We start from the raw sequence: 19441 nt of genomic DNA on the forward strand, positions 1-19441 counted from the left end.
TGCCTTGGCCCTGATCACGACCAAACACCAGCTTGAGGGCCAGGGGCAGCCGTACCAGCTGCAGCAGGCCGAGGCGAAGAGTGAGATAAACACCGGTCCCGACCAGCAGGATCAGCAGGGGTGGCCCCCAGACAAGATTATCGATGGCCGTCAGGGCCGATTGAATTGATGACATGCATCCTCCTTAAAAAACATAAATTAAGGAGGAGAAGGATGATCTTCCCAAATAGTCACGATCGCCAGAGGCGATCGGATGCAGGCTAAGCCCAGGTACAACCATCCCATCCCCTCTGTCCTTTTGCCTGAGAGTTTCCGGTCTATTTATCATTGATAAACAAGACCTTGCTCCTTCGGCGCCCGATTAAACGGGTCTCTCCAGAGTATCGTCCAGTAGCAGTCCACACCGGTTGCCCGGTACCTGAAAGATTTACTTCTTCGGTGGATGGTCCCCCATCGCTCTCCTGCTACCTTCATCCGAACTAGTTTTGGATTAGGCAGCGGCATATTAGTCCAAAATAATGTGACCTGTCTCGCAGAAATCCCTGTTTTTCTCTCTGGCGTCCCAACTCCGGTAAAAAGTAAATAGATTGTTAACTATCAATTAGTTAGCCCACAGCTGACCCAAAAGCTCTCCTTGAATCCAGAACACCCTTTTCGCAGCGGATATCAATTTCCCCTTTCGTCTCGACCAGAAAATCTTGCCAACATAGACAATCAAAAAGCTTGCATGACAAATCAATAAACCGATAATTGCGCGCATATCCAAGCAGTAACCATGAAAGTTATGCAGCTTGCTGGATAGGTCCCTTCCGGACCGCTCGCCTGAGCCGGCCGTTGCCGTCTCAACAAACCAAGGCTAGGGCAACTCCGCCCCCTAAGGATGATCAAAAGACAATGAAAGAGACCCTTGTGGCACAAGATTACCGCCAGCTGGTTGAACAATTTGGCTCTCCCCTGTTGCTGCTCGACAAGGCTGCCGTACGCCGCCAATATCGGGCTCTGTCTGCCGCCCTGCCCGAGGTGCGCCTGCACTACGCGCTCAAACCCCTGCCCCATGAGGCCGTGGTCTCTGTGCTCAAGGAAGAGGGAGCCTGCTTCGATCTGGCCACCAATGGCGAAGTGGATCTGGTGCGCAGCCAAGGGGTTCGCCCGGGTCGCTGCATCCATACCCATCCCATCAAGCGCGACAGCGATATTCGTTATGCGCTGGAATATGGCTGCACCGTCTTTGTCTATGACAACCCTCTGGAGCTGGACAAGTTTCTGCCCTACAAGGATGAAGTGAAGCTGCTGCTGCGCGTCAGCTTCCCCAACCCCAACACCAAGGTCGATCTCTCCAAAAAGTTTGGCTGCACCCCGGAGCAGGCGCTGCCCCTGCTGCAACTGGCTCAGGCCAAAGGCCTCAAGGTGATGGGACTCTCCTTCCATGTCGGCTCCCAGGTGCCCAACAGCGAGCGCCATGTCCAGGCCATCGATGCCTGCCGCGAGATCATGGAACAAGCCTGGGATCTGGGGCTCAAGCCTTGGGTGCTCGATATCGGCGGCGGTTTCCCAGTCGATTATGAGGGAGGCGAGTTCGATATCGATGGCTTCTGCGCCCCGATCCGTGCCGCGCTTGCCAAGCTGCCAGCAACAGTGCAGAAGATTGCCGAACCGGGCCGTTTCATCAGCGCCCCTGCCATGACCTCGGTATCGAGCGTGATGGGCAAGGCCCACCGCGGTGACAAGATCTGGTACTACCTGGATGATGGCCTCTACGGCAGCTACAACGGTCAACTCTATGACCACGTCACTTATCCGGTCAGCACGCCTTATGCCGGTGGCGAGCTGCACAATGCCGTGCTCTCCGGCCCGACCTGTGACAGTGTCGACGTGATCCGTGACGGCATCATGCTGCCGGACCTGGAGATTGGTGAGCTGGTGATAGGGAAAGTGATGGGGGCCTATACCTGGGCATCGGCATCGACCTTCAACTTCTTCCCCAAGGCCAGTATCCTGATCCTCGATAGCAGCCAGCAGAGTCAGAAACTGGTCGCCGTCGCCTGAAGGGTTGGGCCATGACGCCGACATAGAGAGGGGGAGCCATCGGCTCCCCCTCTTGTTTGCATTGTCATGCCAGCATCATCAGAACTGGCTGGTCAGCAGCCAACCTGTATAAGCGAAGAAGATACAGAGCAAGATCCCCCCTTCCACCCGGTTGATGCGGCCCTTGCCTTTGCGGCCCAGACACATCACCAGCAGCAGCAGGGTCAGCCCCATCATCAGGCTCCAGTCACGGGTCAATACGGCCGGATCCACATCCAGAGGCGCTATGCCGGCGGCGATGCCGACCACGGCCAGGGTGTTGAACAGGTTTGAGCCGAGCACGTTGCCGAGCGCCAGATCATGCTCCTTCTTCTTGATGGCCATCAAGGAGGAAGCCAGCTCGGGCAAGGAGGTACCAATGGCCACTATGGTCAGACCGATGACGAGATCGCTGATGCCAAATGCCTGGGCTATGGTCACCGCGCCCCACACCAGCAGGCGGGAAGCGCCAACCAACAGCACCAGACCCACGATCAGCCAGAAGATGGCTTTCTTGAGGGGCATGGCCTCGCTGTCTATCTCCACATTGACATCGGCGTCCAGGGCATCACCCTTGCCGGTGATCCCAGCCCAGATGGACCAGCCCATCAGCCCCACGAACACCAGGCCCAGGATGAGGGCATCGCCACGACCCAGATGACCGTCAAGCAGCAAGGCACCGGTCAGCAAGGTGATGCCGAGCAGTATGGGGATCTCTTTGCGCACCACCTGGGAGGAGACGGCGATAGGGCTGATGATGGCGGTCAGCCCCAGGATCAAGGCGATATTGGTAATGTTGGAACCATAGGCATTGCCCAACGCCAGAGCGGGGTTGCCCTGCATGGACGCCAGGGCCGAGACCACCATCTCGGGGGCCGAGGTACCAAAGCCAATGATCACCATACCGATGAGCAGGGGCGGCATGCCCGCATAACGGGCGGTGGCCGCGGCACCATCGACAAATTTATCCGCACTCCAGACCAGCAGGGCCAGTCCGGCAATCAGGGCAACAAAAGCCAGGGTCATACGTCTTCTTTCCAATCGGGGTTGAGCTTCAGGGCGCCATGACAGTCACGGCATCAACAGGAACGGCGACCCAAGGGTCGCGTCGGCGCCAGTGTAACCGAGGAATATCGGTTTTCAAGGGTTAACTCAGCCTTGATTAACTATCCCAGCAGCGCGAGCAAGGAGTCGGCATCCGAGACTTCGAACTTGCCGGGCGCCTCGACATTCAGTGCAGTGACCAAGCCATCCTCGGCTATCAGGGCAAAACGCTGGGCACGTACACCGCCAAAGGATCCTGTCTCTTTCTCCAGCCCCAGCGCCCGGGTCCAGCTGGCATCGCCATCGGCCAGCATGGTGATGGCCTGCGCATTCTGTGCCTCGCCCCACGCCTTCATCACGAAGGCATCATTGACCGATAGGCAGTAGATGGCATCGACGTCCTTGGCGCTAAACTCACCCGCCTTGACCACATAACCGGGCAGATGGGCATTGGAACAGGTCGGAGTGAAGGCGCCGGGCACGGCGAACAGCACCACTTTTTTGCCCGCAAACAGCGCCTGGGTATCCAGTGTCTGTTTGCCTTCGGTGGTGAAGATGGTGAATTCGCCCGCGGGCAGGGATTGGCCAACTGAGATCATGATGAGTCTTCCTGACGGTATATGATGACGAGCAGTCTACCTCAGATGGACGCACCGTGCAGGAGTGTGTCAGGCACCGCCTCTGGCCTGCCAATGCGCGAGAGCTATCAGGGAGTCCGGGGTAAATTCGGCGGCCCGGTTGGCGATCTCCGTCAGACTCATCCAGTGGACTGCGCTTACCTCTTCGGCCTGCAACTGCAAGGGCCCCTGATAGTGGCAGCTGTAGAGATAGCCCCACACCTTATAGTTGCTGCCCTCGGCCAGGAAGCTGCCGTGTTCGTTCAGCGGTATATCCAGAATGCCAAGCTCCTCCCCCAGCTCGCGCAGGGCACTGGCAAGCGGCACCTCGCCCACCGTCATGACGCCGCCAGCGCAGGCATCCAGCATCCCGGGGCAAAAATCCTTGCCGAGGGTACGGCGCTGCACCAGCACCTGTCCCTCATTCCCAAGCACCAGTATGTAGCTGGCACGATGGCGCAAGTTTTCGCGGCGCACCCTCGCCCGCTCGGCCACCTCAATGACATTGTCATGGTCATCGACCACTTCGACCCACTCCATGCTGCTCTCCTGAGCCATTTTATTGCTAACGCCGCAGTATACATGGAGAAAAAACGTGTCGGATCAGCCACTGGTCTATTTTCTCGCGTAGCGTGCCCGCGTTGACCGTTTAAAAAGAGAGGACACCCGCAGGTGTCCTCTCGATGACCGCACCTCTGCCCCTCAGTTGTGCAGTATTTGAGAGAGAAACAGCTTGGTGCGCTCGGACTGGGGGTTGTCAAAGAACTGCCCTGGTTCGTTCTCCTCCATTATCTGGCCCCGATCCATGAAGATGACTCTGTCCGCCACCTGCTTGGCAAAGCCCATCTCATGGGTGACGCAGAGCATGGTCATTCCTTCGTTGGCCAGCTCCACCATGACGTCCAGCACCTCGCGCACCATCTCGGGATCGAGCGCGGAAGTAGGTTCATCAAACAGCATCACCTGGGGGTTCATGCACAGGCTGCGGGCGATGGCGACACGCTGCTGCTGACCGCCGGAGAGCTGTCCCGGGTACTTGAGCGCCTGCTCGGGGATCTGCACCCGCTCGAGGAAACTCATGGCGATCTCCTCGGCTTCCCGTCGTGGCAGTTGCTTGACCCAGATGGGCGCCAGGCAACAGTTTTCCAGTACGGTCAGATGGGGAAACAGGTTGAAGTGCTGAAATACCATGCCCACCTCGCGGCGCACCGTCTCGATGTTCTTGAGATCCGAGGTGAGCGCCAGCCCCTTGACCAGGATGTCACCACGCTGGTGCTCCTCCAGCCGGTTGATGCAGCGGATCATGGTGGATTTGCCGGAGCCCGATGGCCCGCAGATGACGATCTTCTCTCCCTTGCTGACACTCAGATTGATGTTGCGCAACACATGGAACTCGCCATACCACTTGTTGACGTCCTTGAGTTCGACCACATAGTTGTTTTCCATAATCAACAGCTCCTAACGCTTGTGGCCCGTGTGCAGCTTGCGCTCCAGGTAGATGGAATAACGGGACATGCCAAAACAGAACATCCAGAAGATCAAGGCGATGAACACATAAGCCTCGGTGGAATATCCAAGCCAGTTGGGATCGGCCAAGGCCACCTTGGAGATGGCCAGCAGATCGAACAGCCCGATGATCAACACCAGGCTGGTGTCCTTGAACAGCGAGATGAAGGTATTCACTAGAGAGGGTATGGTGATCTTGAGTGCCTGAGGCATGATGATGAGCCCCATCACCTTCCAGTACGAGAGGCCCAGGGCATCCCCCGCCTCATACTGCCCCTTGGGGATCGCCTGCAAGCCACCGCGCACCACCTCGGCCACGTAGGCCGACTGGAACATGATGATACCGATCAGTGCCCGCAGCAGTTTGTCGAACTCCACCTCCCCCGCCACGAACAAGGGCAGCATGACGGATGCCATGAACAGCACGGTAATAAGCGGCACAGCACGCCAGAACTCGATATATACGGTGGAGAGGCTGCTGATGATCGGCATGTGGGAGCGGCGGCCAAGGGCCAGCAAGATACCAAACGGCAGGGCCACTGCGATGCCCACTACCGCCAGCACCAGGGTCAGCATCAAGCCCCCCCAACGGTTGGTGTCAACGTTTTTCAACCCAAAACCACCGTGCAACAGCACATAGGCAAGGCAGGGAAACACCAGCAGGGTAAAGAGTGCCAACCACCCCTTGCGCGGCGTCTTGGGCCAGATCAGCAGCGCCAGCAAGCCGGCCAGTCCAACAAACACTATGTTAACCCGCCAGCGTTGGTCGATCGGATAAAAACCGTAGATATACTGGCCAAAACGACTTTCGATAAAGAGCCAGCAGGCCCCCTCTGGGTCACAATCAGCCCGACCGTTGCCACTCCAGGTCGCGGAAATGAAGGCCCAGTCGATCAGGTGCCAGAGTGCGGGCAGCAGCAGATAGGCCAGTAGCAGGGTCACCAAGCCATTCCACCAATTGGGAAACAGATTGGCGCGCAGCCAGGCGAGCAGGCCGCGCCGGTTGTCAGGCGGCGGCAAAGCCTCTTGCATCTCAGTGACGAACATAGCGCCCCCTTGTCATATGCCAAACACCGCGAGTATGAAGGTGATAAGTGCCAGTCTCTTGCCTGTCATCTGGCCTCATCATCGTTCCACCAGCGCCATCTTGCGGTTGTAGATGTTCATCAGCACTGAGGTGCTGATACTGATGACGAGATAGACCCCCATGGTCATGGCGATCACTTCAATGGCCTGCCCAGTCTGGTTGAGGGTGGTACCCATGAATACCGAGACAAGATCCGGGTAACCGATGGCGGTCGCCAGGGACGAGTTCTTGGTCAAGTTGAGATACTGGCTGGTGAGCGGCGGAATGATGACGCGCATCGCCTGGGGAATGATCACCAAGCGCAGGGTTCGGGTCGTAGAAAGCCCCAGGGCCGAGGCCGCCTCCGTCTGGCCATGACTGACGGCCAGTATGCCGGAGCGCACTATCTCGGCGATGAAGGCCGCCGTATAGATGGTCAACGCCAGCAGCAGGGCCGCCAGCTCTGGCAACACTGTCAGGCCGCCGCGAAAATTGAAGCCCTGCAAGGAGGGCAGACTCCAGGCAAGCGGGCTGCCCACCAGCCAGAAGGTAGCAAGCGGCAGCAACAGGATCAGCGCGAGGGAGCTGAGCCAGACCGGGAAGATTTGCCCCGTCAACTCCTGGCGACGGTGTGCCCAGCGCCGTATGCCCCAACTCAGGATAAGGGCCAGCAGCAAGGCCCAGAGCACATAGCCAAATCCCTCCTCGAACAGGGGCTTGGGTATGTAGAAGCCACGCACGTTGAGAAAGGCCAGATCGCCCAGATTCACGCTCTCACGCGGCGATGGCAGGGTCCGCAGTACCGAGAAGTACCAGAAGAAGATCTGCAGCAACAGAGGGACGTTGCGGAAGGTCTCGATATAGACGGTTGCGATGCGCGACACCAACCAGTTCTTCGACAGTCGCGCCACCCCGATGACGAAGCCGAGCAGGGTCGCCAATATGATGCCCAGCACGGAGATGAGCAGCGTATTGAGCAGCCCTACCACGAAGGTGCGACCAAAGGTGTCAGTCTCGTCGTAGGGGATCAGGCTCTGCAATATGCCAAAGCCGGCCGTGTTGCCGAGAAAGCCAAATCCTGTGGTGATACCACGGGCTTCCAGGTTGGTCAGGGCGTTATTGATGATGTAGAACAGGAAACCGAGGACTGCCGCGACGGCCAGACACTGGAAGATCAGCGCCCTCACCTTCGCGTCATACCACCAGCGGCCCTGTTCCTTCCTCTGGTCGTGCGATTGTGACGCCATAGGGGTTACTCCGACAAAGCCAAGGCAAGAGGAAAGCGGGGGGCTCTAAGCCCCCTGCCAGAATACCTAGCGAATGGGTGGTGCGTACATGAGACCACCCTTGTTCCACAAGGCATTGATGCCACGGTCTATCTTGAGTGGTGAGCCGGCACCGACGTTGCGCTCGAACATCTCACCGTAATTACCGACCTGCTTGATGATGTGATAAGCCCACTTGTCATCCAGGCCGAGTATGCTGCCCTTGGGATCCTCAAGCCCGAGCAGACGGCGTATATCCGGGTTGGTGGATTTAAGCATCTCATCCACGTTGGCACTGGTCACTCCGGCCTCTTCGGCGTTGAGCAGCGCAAACATGCTCCAGCGCACCACCTTGAGCCAGGGCTCATCCCCTTGGCGTACCACAGGTCCCAGCGGCTCCTTGGAGATAACTTCAGGCAGCACTATGGCGTTCTCCGGCTTGGAGAGCTTGATCTTGAGGGAGTAGAGCTGGGATTGATCCGAGGTCAGCACATCGCAGCGCCCGGCCTCAAAGCCCTTGACAGTCTGATCCGAGGTATCGAACACCACTGGGGTATATTTCATGCCGCCGTTGGCACGGAAATAATCGGCCAGGTTGAGCTCGGTGGTGGTTCCAGACTGGATGCAAACGGCAGCACCATCCAGCTCCTTGGCACTTTTTACCCCTAGGGTTTTGGAAACCATGAAGCCTTGACCGTCGTAGTAGTTGACCCCGGCAAAGGTGAGACCAAGCGAAGCATCACGGGTCATGGTCCAGGTGGTGTTGCGCGAAAGTATGTCAACCTCCCCGGATTGCAGCGCGGTGAAGCGCTCCTTGGCGGTAAGGGAAACATATTTGACCTTGGTTGCATCCCCCAGCACGGCGGCGGCGACGGCGCGGCACACATCCACGTCCAGGCCGGTCCAGGTGCCCTTGGCGTCCGGGTTGGAGAAACCGGGCAGACCATCCCCGACCCCGCACTGTACGAACCCTTTCTTCTTGACCGCATCCAAGGTGCCTTCAGCCCAGACATTGGCCGCCGTCAGCGACAACGCAACCAGCACGCCAATTTTATGTATCTGTTTCATATCACTCTTCCCTGTGGTTCAACTCACATTTTCATCACCGCAGCCTGCCGATGACACGTTTCCTTTCCGCACTTTTTGCAGCTTATCCAGCCCGAAAAAAGCCTGTCAATCGGTGCAAACAAGCACTGGACTGGTGCAACAGCACAAAATATCCAGATGGCCCGATATACATGTTGTGAATAAAAAATAGACCCATATCGCCCAAATAGCATACTAATGATGCCGGTAATGGCCATGCGGATCTTTTTTGTGCTTATTTGCCAGCGCCCCAAAAGGGGGCGACACTTTTTATTACAACTGACTCATATGGTTCATATTTTTGTCATGACGCACCGTCATAGTGGGCCCTGTCCAAACGAGAAGGTATATCTGATGAAGGTGTTCAAGAGCTTGTCCCCCCGCCAGATAGCACGCCATGTGAAGAGTTTTCACCGGGGCAGTTTCATGGTCGAGGAGATGGGGCTGTTTGAATTTACCAGGGGTGAGATCACTCTGGAGAACCTGCGCTGCAACAAGACGTTGAGTCTGGCAACCAGGGTTAACCGGGTGCTTCGTGGCCTGCGTCAGGACAACTTATTGTTGGGATAACTTCCGCGAGTCTTATTGGTCCTTTGCTTCCATATTCTTTTTTCGGCCCGCAGGTCACTGACCGCGCGGGCCGTCTTCTATTTCCGTGATGACACCATTCTCGACGGTGACAAACTGCATGAACTGGCTGCTACCGAAGTTATAGGTCCAACGCTCCGCGTACTTGACCGTCATGCGGGCACCAAAGCCATTCTCCTCATAACGGGTCAGATCTTCCCTGAGCATTGGTTGGCCGCACCGCACCAGCAGGATGGCCGTGCTGTCTCCCTCCGTCAGCAGATCGCGCTTGCAGCGCAGTGTGCCGGCGCTGACAGGCAGTGCCAGCGCACACAGCAGAAGAAGCGAAAGCAGACTCTTCATTTGGCGTTCCATCTGAACAGGGCGGCACCCAGGGTGACGCAACACAGGGTGAACAGGCCTATCTGGGTCAGCATGCCTGTGACCTCTTGCCAGCCGGCCCCCTCCAGCATCACGGCCCGTGCCGCCTCAATGATCTGGGTCAGCGGCAATCTGGCCGCCACCGCTTGCAGCCATGGGGGAGATCCTTCCAGTGAAAACCAGACACCGGATAAGAACATCATGGGCAGACTGATGAGATTGAGCAAGCCGCTGGCCAGCTCCTCATTCTGGATGCGGGCAGCCACCAGCAGACCAAGGGAAGCCATCGCCGCCCCGCCCAGCAGAGTGATGAGCAGCAGTAACCAGCCTGAGCCAAGCAGGGGGGTGCCGAGCAGCCAGTAGGCGACCAGAAATACCAGCAGGCTCACTACCAGCGTGATGGCGACCCTCGATAACAGTTGGGCACAGAGAAACTCGGTCGCGGTGAGCGGGGTCGCCCTCAACCGCTTGAGCACACCGTTCTTGCGATAACGCACAATGACATAGCCGACACCGAACAGGCCGGAGAACATCAGATTCATGCCGATCACCCCCGGCAGCAACCAGTCCCCATAGCGAATGGCCTTACCCGGCAAGATATCGCGCACCAATGGGGCCATGCTGATCTGCTTGAGCAGGTACTCGGCCAGCCCCCCACTCGGCGAATCCGGATTGACCCAGTAATTGCCCCCGGCAGGATTGAGCAGCAAATCCAGTTGATGGTGACGGACCTTGAGCTGGGCAGAGGCCAGGTCCTCATACTTGATCAGCTTGAGCTGCGGTATGGTCTCGAGGGCCTGGTAGGCCGCGGGCAGCGTCCCTACGACGCCGAGCTGGAGCAAGGGTTTCTGGTTGCCGGTGAAGATAAGGGAGAAACCCAGCACCAGCAGCAGGGGCACCGCCATGTTCCAGACCAGGGCGGCGCGATCGCGCACAAACTCCAGATTTCGGGCATAGAAAAGGGCGGCAATGCGCCTCAGGCTGTCTCTCATTCCAGGCTCCTTGCCATGGTTTCGCCCAAAGAGGCATAGGCCAACAAAGCGCGGTTCATGCCCCGCTCCTCAGGCTATGGCCGGTCAGCTTGAGAAAGAGATCCTCCACATTGGGGGAGCGGATCTGCATGCCAGTCAGGGGGATCTGCAACTCGATCAGGCGCGGCATCAGGGTTGCAATATCGGGGCAAGTCAGCTCCATCAACTCCCCCTGCCGGCTAAGCGGGAGTGCCAGTTGCATCAGGGCCGGGTGCGCAGGCAGGCGTACCAGCACCCCATCGAAATGCTGATCGAGCAGCGCCTGTGGGGTGTCCAGGCTCAGCAGGCGACCTCTGTCGACGATGGCAATGCGATCGCACAGCTGCTGTGCCTCATCCATATAGTGGGTGGTCAGCACTATGCTCTTGCCCTGGGCCTTGACTGCCTTGACCCTGTCCCAGAAGTGATGACGAGCCTGGGGATCCAGGCCGGTCGTGGGTTCATCGAGAAACAGCAACTCGGGGTCGCCAAGCAGGGCCAGGGCCAGCAGCAGTCGCTGGCGTTGGCCCCCGGAGAGACGGCGACTGTCCCTGTCGACGAAGTCTTCCAGGGCACAGAGGTTGATTAACAACTCGAGAGGAAGCGGTTTGGGGTAAAGGCGGGAGAAGAGGCGCAAGGTATCGCGCACGGTCAAGAAATCCTGCAACGCCGTGTGCTGAAACTGAATACCGATGCGCGAACGATAATCAGGGCCGGGGGGCGCGCCATGAAACAGGATCCGGCCACTATCCGGGGTTAGTACCCCTTCAAGCAGCTCTATGGTGGTGGTCTTGCCGGCCCCATTGGGGCCAAGCAGGCCGAAACAGCTGCCATCCGGGATGGCAAAGCTCAGGCCATCGACCGCCTTGACGCCGGCGAAATGTTTGACGAGATCGACTACTTCGATGATGGCCGACATGGGTTCCCTCCCCCCTTGACTCATCCGACTATAACGAAATCCGGAGATCCCTCCCACCTTCGTCGCCATCGGGCCAAAAACAAACGGCGGCCCGAAGGCCGCCGCTTGCATCGAGCAGACTGGATCACAGAATGTCCAGCAGCTCCACTTCGAATACCAGCGCGGAATAAGGTGCGATGGAACCGGCACCACGGGCGCCGTAAGCCAGATCATGCGGGATGAACAGCTTCCACTTGGAGCCAACCGGCATCATCTGCAGGGCTTCAACCCAACCGGCGATCACGCCAGTGACCGGGAACTCTGCCGGCTCACCGCGGGCAACGGAGCTGTCGAATACGCCACCATGGGTGAAGGTACCGTGGTAGTGCACACGCACGGATTGACCGGCAACCGGCACTGCGCCATTGCCCTCAACCATGACTTCGTACTGCAGACCGGAATCGGTCACCTGAACGCCATCGCGCTTGGCATTCTCGGCCAGGAACACTTCGCCATCGGCGGCGGCGGCCTTGGCGGCGACTTCCTGCTCGGCTTGCATACGGTTGGTGATCACCTGGAAGGCGTCATTGATATCATCACGGCTGACAGCGAACTCCAGACCGTTGAGGGCATCTGCCAGACCTTGCTGCAGGGCAGGAATATCCAGGCCGGCGAAGGCTTGCTGAGCCAGCTGATCACCCATGTTACGGCCGATGCCATAACTGGCCTTCTGTTCGATAGAGTCGTATTGGGACATTGAGATTCTGCTCCGGGTCCATGTGTCAAAAGAGCGGATATGATAACAGAATTTTTACCAAGGTGCTGCCGCCAAGGCCCATGCCGGCACGCCCTTGTGACCTGGCGCTCCATTCGGTTGCAGAAATGGCCAGGCGGCGTCGGACTTGAGGCAACCCCCTTCCGGCGAACAGATCCAGATGGCAGATTCGACTGGCGACAACAAAAACGGCCAGCAAGGCCGGCCGTTTTTCTCTGCACCGCAACCTGCTTATTGATCCAGCAGAGCCCGCACTGCGGCAACCTTGGCGCCATCGGTGATGTTGATCCGGCCATCGTCCGAGGTCCCCATGTTGACGCCATGGGGCACCATGCCACCGCGCCAGCCCATGCCGGACATATGCACCTCACTCACGCCGGTAAATTCCAGGATGGTTCGCACGTTGTCGGCATTGACCCCGGCCCCCGGCATCAGGCTGGCGCGCCCCGCCAGGGCCTGCGCCATTGCTTGCAGGGTTTCCAGACCCGCCAGAGCGGTCGATGCATGGCCAGAGCTCAAAATCCGCTCACAGCCAGATGCGACTATGGTCTCCAGATCGGCGCGCCAGTTGGCGCTGAGATCGATGGCGCGGTGGAAGGTGACGCCCAGGGGGCCAGCAGCCGCCACCAGCTGTTGGAGCTCAGTCGCGGGCACACGCCCCTGTTCATCAAGCAGGCCAACCACTACCCCTTGCAGACCCGCGGCGCGGGCTGCGGCTATGTCTTGCAGCATCAACTCAAATTCGAGTTCGCTAAAACAGAAATCCCCGGCACGGGGCCTGATCATGGCGTAGACGGGAATGCGCCTATGGCGCGCAGCCTGCTGCATGAAGCCATAGGAGGGAGTGAGCCCTCCAAGCCCGAGGGCCGAGCAGAGCTCAATACGATCTGCCCCCGCATCCTGAGCGGTAAACAGGGATTCAAGGTTATCGATGCAGACTTCGAGACGGGTCATCATAACTCCTCGTGATGGATGAAGTGAGACACGTCACCGAGTCTCACAAATGGAGCAGCGCCGCACCACGTACCCCGCCTGCACCGCCGAAACGAGCCTGGCGGATCTCGGGCAGAGCCACCCCGGGCAGCAGGTGCCCCGGCAGGCGCAGCGGCAATTGTTCATAAAGAGCGGCCAAGCCACAGAGGCCACCACCGAGTACCACCACGTCTGGATCCAGCACGGAGAGCGCAGTGGCCAGCCCCGCCGCCATGATTTCGAGCCAGCAATCCAGGGTTGCGACCGCATGAGGCTCTCTGGCCTCGAAACGCGATACTATCTGCTGGCCGGAGGCGCGCTCGCCACTCAGGTGCAGGTAGAGACGCTCCAACCCCGTACCGGAGGCATAGGTTTCGAAACAAGCGAGTCGGCCACAGCCACAACGCGGGCGCGGCAAATCAGGGTATTTCATCAAGATGGTGCCGGGCAGCGGGTAGTGACCTATCTCCCCCGCCAGCCAGTTGCGCCCCTGCACCAGTCGTCCATTGACGTAGACGGCGCCGCCGATGCCGGTACCAATGGTGACCGCCAAGGCCGTGTCGGCTCCTTCGGCTGCCCCTTGATGCACTTCGGACCAGAGGAAGCAGTTGGCATCGTTATCGACCCGCACCTCGCGATCGAGCCTGGCACCCAGATCCGCTCCCAGATGGCGACCGTTGATGCAGGGCAGATTGGCGGCCACTATGCTCTTGTCGGCACGGTTGAGAATGCCCGGAAAGCCGATACCGACGGTGCCACGCACGCCATAACGTTTATCGGCCGCCAGCACCCGGCCAAGGATGATCTGTTGCAGCGACTCGTAGTCGTCCCCCGGGGTCGCCAGACGCTCCTCGTGACACAGGGTCAAGGCACCGTCATAGACGGCAAACGCCACCTTGGTACCACCTATATCGAAACCGTAATACATGCCCACACTCCCTTGCAGCTGAGAAAACGACTCTGTTCCAGAGCTGGTCATTGTATTAATTCGCAAGAAAAATAAAGTGACCCACCCCGAAAAAACGGAGCCTAGTCACAAGTCGCGGGACATTTTTTGCTGCAGGCAGGGTCGGCCCTGCTGGCTCAGCGTGCGTTGGACGCCATCGAACTGAAAACCGCGGCGCAGGTAGAAGCCTTCCCCCACCAGGTTGCCTGTCAGCAGCCAGAGGCTGACTCGCTCATACCCGGCTCGCCGCATCTGCATGGCCACCGCCTGCCAGAGCCGCTTGCCATAACCATGACGCCAATGGGCCGGATGCAGATAGAAGGCGCGGATATGCGCCTCGGGACCCGTCTCGCCATCCTGATGCCGCCAATAGAGCAGACCCACTACCACCCCCTGAACACAGACCAGCATGGGCCTTGGGTCATTGCTTCCCAGCCGCCTGCGCCACAACTGCAAGTGCACACTCGGGGATAGGTTGTCGAGCAAGTCGGCGCCCAGTATTTCGCCATAGGCGGCCAGCCAACTGGCTCGCTGCAACACAGTCATGGCGGCAGCATCCTGCTGGCGGGCCATGCGCAGTGTCACCTCCGGCATTACCTTTTGCACTGGGGAGTCAGGCCGGCGGCACGGGCCTGTTGGTAGAGGGGGGTTGCCGTTGCAAGCTCGGCGCTCAGCTCACTGATCCGGCTCTCATTGCTCGGGTGGGTGGAGAGCAGCGCGGGAGGCGTCTTGCCCCCGGCGGCCTGCCCCATGTTCTGCCACAGCGGGATAGCCTCGGCCGGGTTAAAACCGGCGCGAGCCATCAGATCCAGCCCCAGCCGATCCGCCTCACTCTCCTGCTCCCGCCCATAAGGCAGGCTCACGCCGACCTGAACACCGAGCCCGAGCGCCGCCATGGCCGCACCGCTGCCCTGGCTGCTACCCAGGGCGGCATCGGCGACCGCCAGACCCAGCCCGGTCAGTTGATCACGGGAGAGACGCTCGTTGGAGTGCTGAGCCAGCACGTGGGTCAACTCGTGGCCGATGACGGTGGCTAGCTGATCCTGATTCTTGGCCACATTGAGCAGGCCGCTATAAACCCCGATCTTGCCGCCAGGCAGGGCAAAGGCATTGACCTGCTTGGAGTCAAACACCACCACCTCCCAATTGCTGATGCCATAACTGCTCGGCACCTGAGCGGTCACCGCCTTGGCGACACAAGAGACATAGGCATTGAGCTTGGCATCCTTGCTCACCTTCTCCTGCTGCTTCATCTGGTTAAAGGAGTCAGCCCCGAGTTGGTTCATCTGCTGAGGAGAAAAGAGCAACATCTGACTGCGGCCCGTGGGGGACTGGGCACAGGCGCCGAGCAGCAGGGTGCTGGCGGCCAGCAGTGTCACTTTGGAGAGGGCAGAGATCATCAACAGGATCCTTGTAGCTGGGAATGTCCTATTTTCGGGAAAGGTGACGCCGCGCGCAAGTGACTATGATTTGTCGCCCTCATTTACGCCCATAAAAAACGAGCCCGATTGGGCTCGTTTTTGGCACTCTTGCCAAGAAGCGGTATTACATCATACCCAGCTTCTTCAGATCGGCTTCGACCACCTTGGCCGGCACCGGTACATAACCGTCTTTGGCGACGATGGTCTGGCCCGCTTTGGAGAGGATGAGTTTGACGAACTCCTGCTCCATCGGGGCCAGCGGCTTGTTCGGGTGCTTGTTCACGTACAGGTACAGGAAACGTGACAGCGGGTACTTGCCGGTGATGGCGTTGTCGGCGTTGGCTTCGATGAAGGTCTTGCCATCTTTGGACAGGGGCACGGCACGCACGCCGGAGGTGACATAACCGATACCGGAGTAACCTATCCCGTTCAGGGAGGAGGAGACGGACTGCACCACAGAGGCGGAACCCGGCTGCTCGTTCACGCCGCTCTTGAAGTCGCCGTCACACAGGGCGTGCTCCTTGAAGTAACCGTAAGTACCGGATACCGAGTTGCGACCAAACAGTTGCAAGTCCTTGCCTGACCAGTTGCCATCCAGACCCAGATCAGCCCATTGGGTGGCGGCCTTGCTTTCGCCGCACTTGAGGGTGCTGGAGAAGACGGCATCAACTTGCTGCATGGTCAGCCCCTTGATGGGGTTGTCCTTGTTGACGAACACGGCCAGGGCATCGACGGCGACGCGAATAGCGGTCGGCTTGTAGCCATAACGCTTTTCGAATGCTTCCTCTTCACCTGACTTCATGGCGCGGCTCATGGGGCCGAACTGGGAAGTGCCTTCGGTCAGGGCGGGAGGAGCTGTGGAGGAACCAGCGGCCTGGATCTGAACGTTGACGTTCGGATAGACGCGTTTAAATTCTTCGGCCCACAAGGTCATCATGTTGGCCAGGGTATCGGAACCCACGGACGACAAGTTGCCGGAGATGCCACTGACAGGCGTGTATTCAGGCAGATTTTTGTCGACGCCGTAAGCCATAGTGCTGGCAGAGAACACCACTGCAGCAGTAACACCGATAACAGCAGCCAATTTGTTGAGTTTCATCCAATCTCTCCAAAATTACAGAAGGTCCGTTCTTTAAGACGGCGCCAGTATCTGACCTGGCAGTGACAAATTTATGTCTTATTCATGACGCTTTGATGACAGCCAACCAGATAAGCCAGAAACATGAAGGGCCGCTGCTGCGGCCCTTCATGTTCATAAAAAATAAAGACAATCAATGGGTTCTATTTTGCGATCGCAGACTTTGCCACCACCAGGCGCGCTGGGATCAGGAAACTGAAGCGACTGCCCATGCCAACCCGGCTATCAATATCCAGGTGAGTGTCGTGATGACTCAGGGCATGCTTGACGATGGCAAGGCCAAGGCCGGAGCCGCCGGTGTGGCGCGAGCGCGCCTTGTCCACCCGATAGAAGCGCTCGGTCAACCGCGCCAGATGCTCAGAGGTGATCCCCTCCCCCTCATCGCTCACCGCAAACAGTGCCAAGGCCCCCTGCCTGCGCCACTCCACCACAATCTTGCGACCGGGCGGCGTGTAGTGGATCGCGTTGTAAACCAGGTTGGACACGGCACTGCGCAGCTGATCCTCGTCACCGAGCAGCCTGAGATCCGGCTCGACCAAGAACTCGATGACGTGTGCCCTTTCTCCGGAGAGCGCCCGCGCTTCCTGTTCGAGCAGAGAGAGCATGGCCGGCATGTCGACCCTGCGGGAGAGGTCGATATCCGGCGCAGCCTCGATGCGCGACAGGGTGAGCAGCTGGTTCACCAGGTTATCCATGCGCACCGTCTGCTCCATCATGACCTTGTGGGCCTTGGCCCACATAGCCGGAGGGGGCGGCTCTTCGGTCATCTCAAGATACCCCTTGAGCACGGTCAGCGGGGTGCGCAACTCATGGGAGACGTTGGCCACGAAGTGTTTGCGGGTCTTCTCCAGGCTGCGCAGCCGGGTCACGTCCCGCACAACCAACATGGCCTGATCCTCGGCGTAGGGCATGATGCGAAATTCGAGAAACTTCTCCTCGTTGATGGGGGAGTGCATCTCGAAAGGCTCATCGTAATCACCCTTGTTGAGATAACTGACGAAGCTGGGTTGGCGGATCAGGTTGCCGATATGCTGGCCCGCGTCCTCCGGCCAGCGAAAGCCGAGCAACTGTTCGGCCAGCCGGTTGCACCAGAGGATGCTGCCATCGGTGCGAAACACCACGGCGGCATCGGGCAGCGCTTCGGCCCCCTCCCTGAAACGGCGGATCAACCCCGCCAGCTCACGGCGTCGCGCCCTGTGGCGCTGTTGCAGCTTGTAGATACCGTTGAAAATGTACTCCCAGCTGCCACTGCCGCTTGGCGGCACCAGGCTGCGATCGTGCCACAGCCAATCAGAGAGCCGCTTCTGGAAACGGTAATGCCAAGCCAGATGCAGGCAGGTGGCTGCCAGCAGACTCAGGGCCAGGCAATCCATCAACCATCCAAACAAGACGAAGGGCAGGTAAAAAAATGCCATTCGCCACAACTGTCGCCGCCAGGCGTAGGGTTGCAACATAGCTGCCTCTAGAGACGGGTGGAGAAGCGATACCCTGCCCCGCGAACCGTCTGGATCAATCTGTCGTGGCCCGAGCCTTCAACTGCCTTGCGCAGCCGGCGAATGTGCACATCCACCGTCCGGTCTTCCACATAGACGTTGGTGCCCCAGACGTTGTTGAGCAACTGTTCACGGCTGTAGACCCGCTCAGGATGGGTCATGAAGAAGTGGAGCAACTTGAATTCTGTCGGTCCCATATCCAGCGCCTTGTCTTCGGCACTGACCCGGTGGGAGACGGGATCCAGCTTCAAGCCCTGTACCTCAATGACCTCGTCCACCGAGGTGGGCGACACACGACGCATCACGGCATGCAGGCGAGCAGTCAGCTCCTTGGGAGAGAAGGGTTTGGTGATGTAGTCATCGGCTCCGGCCTCCAGGCCGCGCACCTTGTCCTCTTCCTCACCCCGGGCAGTCAGCATGACCACGGGGATCTGGCGAGTCATCTCATCTTGTTTGAGTTGCTTGAGGAACTGGATACCGCTGCCCCCCGGCATCATCCAATCCAGCAGGATCAGTTCAGGGTAAGGCTCGCACACCTTGGCCAGCCCCTCGGCGAAATCCGCCGCCTCTATCGCTTCGTATCCTTTCTGTTCCAGTACAAAACAGAGCATTTCGCGGATCGGTGCCTCATCCTCGACCACCAGTATTCGCTTTGCCATATCCCTTCTCTCTCCTCATGAAGATTGGTGCGCCAATTATTAGAATTTTGTATGACACTTTTATGACTTTATGACAGCGAGGAGAATAAACGTTTTCAGTCGCGACTGTCAGCATGGCGCGCCAACAGGTCCCAACGGTTGCCACTGATATCCTCAAACACCACCACAGTGCCGTAACTCTCCTCGCGCGGCTGTTCACAAAAGTGGACACCGGCGGCGCGCATCCGCTCGTAATCTCCCCAGAAATCCTGAGTCTCCAGGAACAAGAAGACCCGGCCGCCCCCCTGCTTGCCGATATGAGACGCTTGCTCGGCATTGGCGGCCCGTGCCAACAGCAGGGCGCAGCCAGCTTGGGTAGACGGGGCGACCATGACCCAGCGCTTGCCTGGTTTGCCCGGCTCATCGAGAAGCGTGTCTTCGAGCAAGGTGAAGCCGAGGGCCTGGGTGAAAAAAGCGATGGCGGCATCATAGTCTGCGACCAGCAGGGTAAGGGCGCCAAGGTGAGAGGCCATGGGGAGTTCCTTATGACAGCG

General features: G+C 58.8%; 21 protein-coding genes, 1 pseudogene and 2 riboswitches. Of the genes and pseudogenes, 2 read left to right on the top strand and 20 right to left on the bottom strand.

Features of this window, described 5'->3' with window-relative positions:
* Positions 1-175, bottom strand: a pseudogene (locus G113_RS20465) (sodium:alanine symporter family protein); the annotation flags it as partial.
* Between the two features lie 105 nt (positions 176-280).
* A riboswitch (glycine riboswitch) is annotated at positions 281-389 on the bottom strand.
* A gap of 5 nt (positions 390-394) precedes the next feature.
* A riboswitch (glycine riboswitch) is annotated at positions 395-474 on the bottom strand.
* Positions 475-894: 420 nt separating this feature from the next.
* On the opposite strand from G113_RS20465, the gene G113_RS06715 reads away from it, so the two are divergent.
* The gene (locus tag G113_RS06715) at positions 895-2046 is read left to right on the top strand and encodes a type III PLP-dependent enzyme (RefSeq protein WP_005897139.1); all 1152 of its coding nucleotides are present in this window, start codon (positions 895-897) and stop codon (positions 2044-2046) included.
* 78 nt (positions 2047-2124) lie between these two features.
* Here the strand turns inward: G113_RS06715 and G113_RS06720 are convergent, their stop codons facing one another.
* From G113_RS06720 to G113_RS06750, 7 genes are all read right to left on the bottom strand, one after another.
* Positions 2125-3090: a calcium/sodium antiporter gene (locus tag G113_RS06720; RefSeq protein ID WP_005897141.1), complete on the bottom strand. Its 966-nt coding sequence runs from the start codon at positions 3088-3090 to the stop codon at positions 2125-2127.
* Positions 3091-3230: 140 nt separating this feature from the next.
* Positions 3231-3707, bottom strand: a complete 477-nt coding sequence (locus tag G113_RS06725) for a peroxiredoxin (protein WP_005897144.1) — start codon at positions 3705-3707, stop codon at positions 3231-3233.
* Positions 3708-3776: 69 nt separating this feature from the next.
* Positions 3777-4283, bottom strand: a complete 507-nt coding sequence (gene yfcD / locus G113_RS06730; RefSeq protein ID WP_269077625.1) for an NUDIX hydrolase YfcD — start codon at positions 4281-4283, stop codon at positions 3777-3779.
* Between the two features lie 144 nt (positions 4284-4427).
* The gene (locus G113_RS06735; protein WP_005897150.1) at positions 4428-5171 is read right to left on the bottom strand and encodes an amino acid ABC transporter ATP-binding protein; all 744 of its coding nucleotides are present in this window, start codon (positions 5169-5171) and stop codon (positions 4428-4430) included.
* Between the two features lie 12 nt (positions 5172-5183).
* Positions 5184-6278, bottom strand: a complete 1095-nt coding sequence (locus G113_RS06740; RefSeq protein WP_005897152.1) for an amino acid ABC transporter permease — start codon at positions 6276-6278, stop codon at positions 5184-5186.
* Positions 6279-6356: 78 nt separating this feature from the next.
* Positions 6357-7544, bottom strand: a complete 1188-nt coding sequence (locus G113_RS06745) for an amino acid ABC transporter permease (protein ID WP_040318980.1) — start codon at positions 7542-7544, stop codon at positions 6357-6359.
* Positions 7545-7610: 66 nt separating this feature from the next.
* Positions 7611-8630 carry an amino acid ABC transporter substrate-binding protein gene (locus G113_RS06750; RefSeq protein ID WP_005897158.1) on the bottom strand — a complete coding sequence of 340 codons (1020 nt, stop codon included), beginning with the start codon at positions 8628-8630 and terminating at the stop codon, positions 7611-7613.
* A gap of 372 nt (positions 8631-9002) precedes the next feature.
* Here G113_RS06750 and G113_RS06755 point away from each other — a divergent pair, with 372 nt between their 5' ends.
* The gene (locus tag G113_RS06755; RefSeq protein ID WP_040318987.1) at positions 9003-9218 is read left to right on the top strand and encodes a DUF1107 family protein; all 216 of its coding nucleotides are present in this window, start codon (positions 9003-9005) and stop codon (positions 9216-9218) included.
* Between the two features lie 54 nt (positions 9219-9272).
* Here the strand turns inward: G113_RS06755 and G113_RS06760 are convergent, their stop codons facing one another.
* The 12 genes from G113_RS06760 to G113_RS06815 form a co-directional block, all read right to left on the bottom strand.
* Positions 9273-9590 carry a DUF2845 domain-containing protein gene (locus tag G113_RS06760; RefSeq protein WP_040318981.1) on the bottom strand — a complete coding sequence of 106 codons (318 nt, stop codon included), beginning with the start codon at positions 9588-9590 and terminating at the stop codon, positions 9273-9275.
* On the bottom strand, positions 9575-10588 hold the full coding sequence (locus G113_RS06765) for an ABC transporter permease (protein WP_005897164.1): 1014 nt from the start codon (positions 10586-10588) through the stop codon (positions 9575-9577). The genes G113_RS06760 and G113_RS06765 overlap by 16 nt, the downstream gene beginning before the upstream one ends.
* 55 nt (positions 10589-10643) lie before the next feature.
* Positions 10644-11525, bottom strand: a complete 882-nt coding sequence (locus G113_RS06770; protein ID WP_005897166.1) for an ABC transporter ATP-binding protein — start codon at positions 11523-11525, stop codon at positions 10644-10646.
* 124 nt (positions 11526-11649) lie between these two features.
* Positions 11650-12261 (bottom strand): FKBP-type peptidyl-prolyl cis-trans isomerase, encoded by a 612-nt coding sequence (locus tag G113_RS06775; RefSeq protein WP_005897170.1) that lies wholly within the window; start codon positions 12259-12261, stop codon positions 11650-11652.
* 249 nt (positions 12262-12510) lie between these two features.
* Positions 12511-13233: a copper homeostasis protein CutC gene (locus G113_RS06780; protein ID WP_040318982.1), complete on the bottom strand. Its 723-nt coding sequence runs from the start codon at positions 13231-13233 to the stop codon at positions 12511-12513.
* A 43-nt stretch (positions 13234-13276) separates the two neighbouring features.
* Positions 13277-14179, bottom strand: coding sequence for an ROK family protein (locus G113_RS06785; RefSeq protein WP_005897174.1), 903 nt, complete (start codon positions 14177-14179; stop codon positions 13277-13279).
* Between the two features lie 105 nt (positions 14180-14284).
* Positions 14285-14791 carry a GNAT family N-acetyltransferase gene (locus tag G113_RS06790; protein WP_005897176.1) on the bottom strand — a complete coding sequence of 169 codons (507 nt, stop codon included), beginning with the start codon at positions 14789-14791 and terminating at the stop codon, positions 14285-14287.
* Positions 14791-15597 (bottom strand): M48 family metallopeptidase, encoded by an 807-nt coding sequence (locus G113_RS06795; RefSeq protein WP_005897178.1) that lies wholly within the window; start codon positions 15595-15597, stop codon positions 14791-14793. Before G113_RS06795 ends, G113_RS06790 begins: the two co-directional genes overlap by 1 nt.
* 145 nt (positions 15598-15742) lie before the next feature.
* Entirely contained in the window at positions 15743-16717 is a 975-nt protein-coding gene (locus G113_RS06800; protein ID WP_005897181.1) for a PstS family phosphate ABC transporter substrate-binding protein, read from the bottom strand.
* 182 nt (positions 16718-16899) lie between these two features.
* A complete protein-coding gene (gene phoR / locus G113_RS06805; protein WP_040318983.1) occupies positions 16900-18210 on the bottom strand; it encodes a phosphate regulon sensor histidine kinase PhoR in 1311 nt (436 codons plus the stop codon).
* Positions 18211-18218: 8 nt separating this feature from the next.
* On the bottom strand, positions 18219-18908 hold the full coding sequence (phoB, locus tag G113_RS06810) for a phosphate regulon transcriptional regulator PhoB (RefSeq protein WP_005897186.1): 690 nt from the start codon (positions 18906-18908) through the stop codon (positions 18219-18221).
* Positions 18909-19003: 95 nt separating this feature from the next.
* The gene (locus tag G113_RS06815) at positions 19004-19420 is read right to left on the bottom strand and encodes a VOC family protein (protein WP_005897189.1); all 417 of its coding nucleotides are present in this window, start codon (positions 19418-19420) and stop codon (positions 19004-19006) included.
* Between the last annotated feature and the right edge of the window lie 21 nt (positions 19421-19441).

Source organism: Aeromonas molluscorum 848 (genome assembly GCF_000388115.1).
Lineage (GTDB): Bacteria > Pseudomonadota > Gammaproteobacteria > Enterobacterales > Aeromonadaceae > Aeromonas > Aeromonas molluscorum.

Bases quoted from the DNA above. Each gene is read 5' to 3' on its own strand.
- G113_RS06745 (WP_040318980.1), bottom strand. From the start codon at position 7,544: ATGGCGTCACAATCGCACGACCAGAGGAAGGAACAGGGCCGCTGGTGG.
- phoR (WP_040318983.1), bottom strand. From the start codon at position 18,210: ATGTTGCAACCCTACGCCTGGCGGCGACAGTTGTGGCGAATGGCATTT.
- G113_RS06760 (WP_040318981.1), bottom strand. From the start codon at position 9,590: ATGGAACGCCAAATGAAGAGTCTGCTTTCGCTTCTTCTGCTGTGTGCG.
- G113_RS06780 (WP_040318982.1), bottom strand. From the start codon at position 13,233: ATGACCCGTCTCGAAGTCTGCATCGATAACCTTGAATCCCTGTTTACC.
- phoB (WP_005897186.1), bottom strand. From the start codon at position 18,908: ATGGCAAAGCGAATACTGGTGGTCGAGGATGAGGCACCGATCCGCGAA.
- G113_RS06765 (WP_005897164.1), bottom strand. From the start codon at position 10,588: ATGAGAGACAGCCTGAGGCGCATTGCCGCCCTTTTCTATGCCCGAAAT.
- G113_RS06755 (WP_040318987.1), top strand. From the start codon at position 9,003: ATGAAGGTGTTCAAGAGCTTGTCCCCCCGCCAGATAGCACGCCATGTG.
- G113_RS06775 (WP_005897170.1), bottom strand. From the start codon at position 12,261: ATGTCCCAATACGACTCTATCGAACAGAAGGCCAGTTATGGCATCGGC.
- G113_RS06750 (WP_005897158.1), bottom strand. From the start codon at position 8,630: ATGAAACAGATACATAAAATTGGCGTGCTGGTTGCGTTGTCGCTGACG.
- G113_RS06770 (WP_005897166.1), bottom strand. From the start codon at position 11,525: ATGTCGGCCATCATCGAAGTAGTCGATCTCGTCAAACATTTCGCCGGC.
- G113_RS06725 (WP_005897144.1), bottom strand. From the start codon at position 3,707: ATGATCTCAGTTGGCCAATCCCTGCCCGCGGGCGAATTCACCATCTTC.
- G113_RS06815 (WP_005897189.1), bottom strand. From the start codon at position 19,420: ATGGCCTCTCACCTTGGCGCCCTTACCCTGCTGGTCGCAGACTATGAT.
- yfcD (WP_269077625.1), bottom strand. From the start codon at position 4,283: ATGGCTCAGGAGAGCAGCATGGAGTGGGTCGAAGTGGTCGATGACCAT.
- G113_RS06735 (WP_005897150.1), bottom strand. From the start codon at position 5,171: ATGGAAAACAACTATGTGGTCGAACTCAAGGACGTCAACAAGTGGTAT.
- G113_RS06785 (WP_005897174.1), bottom strand. From the start codon at position 14,179: ATGTATTACGGTTTCGATATAGGTGGTACCAAGGTGGCGTTTGCCGTC.
- G113_RS06740 (WP_005897152.1), bottom strand. From the start codon at position 6,278: ATGTTCGTCACTGAGATGCAAGAGGCTTTGCCGCCGCCTGACAACCGG.
- G113_RS06795 (WP_005897178.1), bottom strand. From the start codon at position 15,597: ATGATCTCTGCCCTCTCCAAAGTGACACTGCTGGCCGCCAGCACCCTG.
- G113_RS06800 (WP_005897181.1), bottom strand. From the start codon at position 16,717: ATGAAACTCAACAAATTGGCTGCTGTTATCGGTGTTACTGCTGCAGTG.
- G113_RS06720 (WP_005897141.1), bottom strand. From the start codon at position 3,090: ATGACCCTGGCTTTTGTTGCCCTGATTGCCGGACTGGCCCTGCTGGTC.
- G113_RS06790 (WP_005897176.1), bottom strand. From the start codon at position 14,791: ATGCCGGAGGTGACACTGCGCATGGCCCGCCAGCAGGATGCTGCCGCC.
- G113_RS06715 (WP_005897139.1), top strand. From the start codon at position 895: ATGAAAGAGACCCTTGTGGCACAAGATTACCGCCAGCTGGTTGAACAA.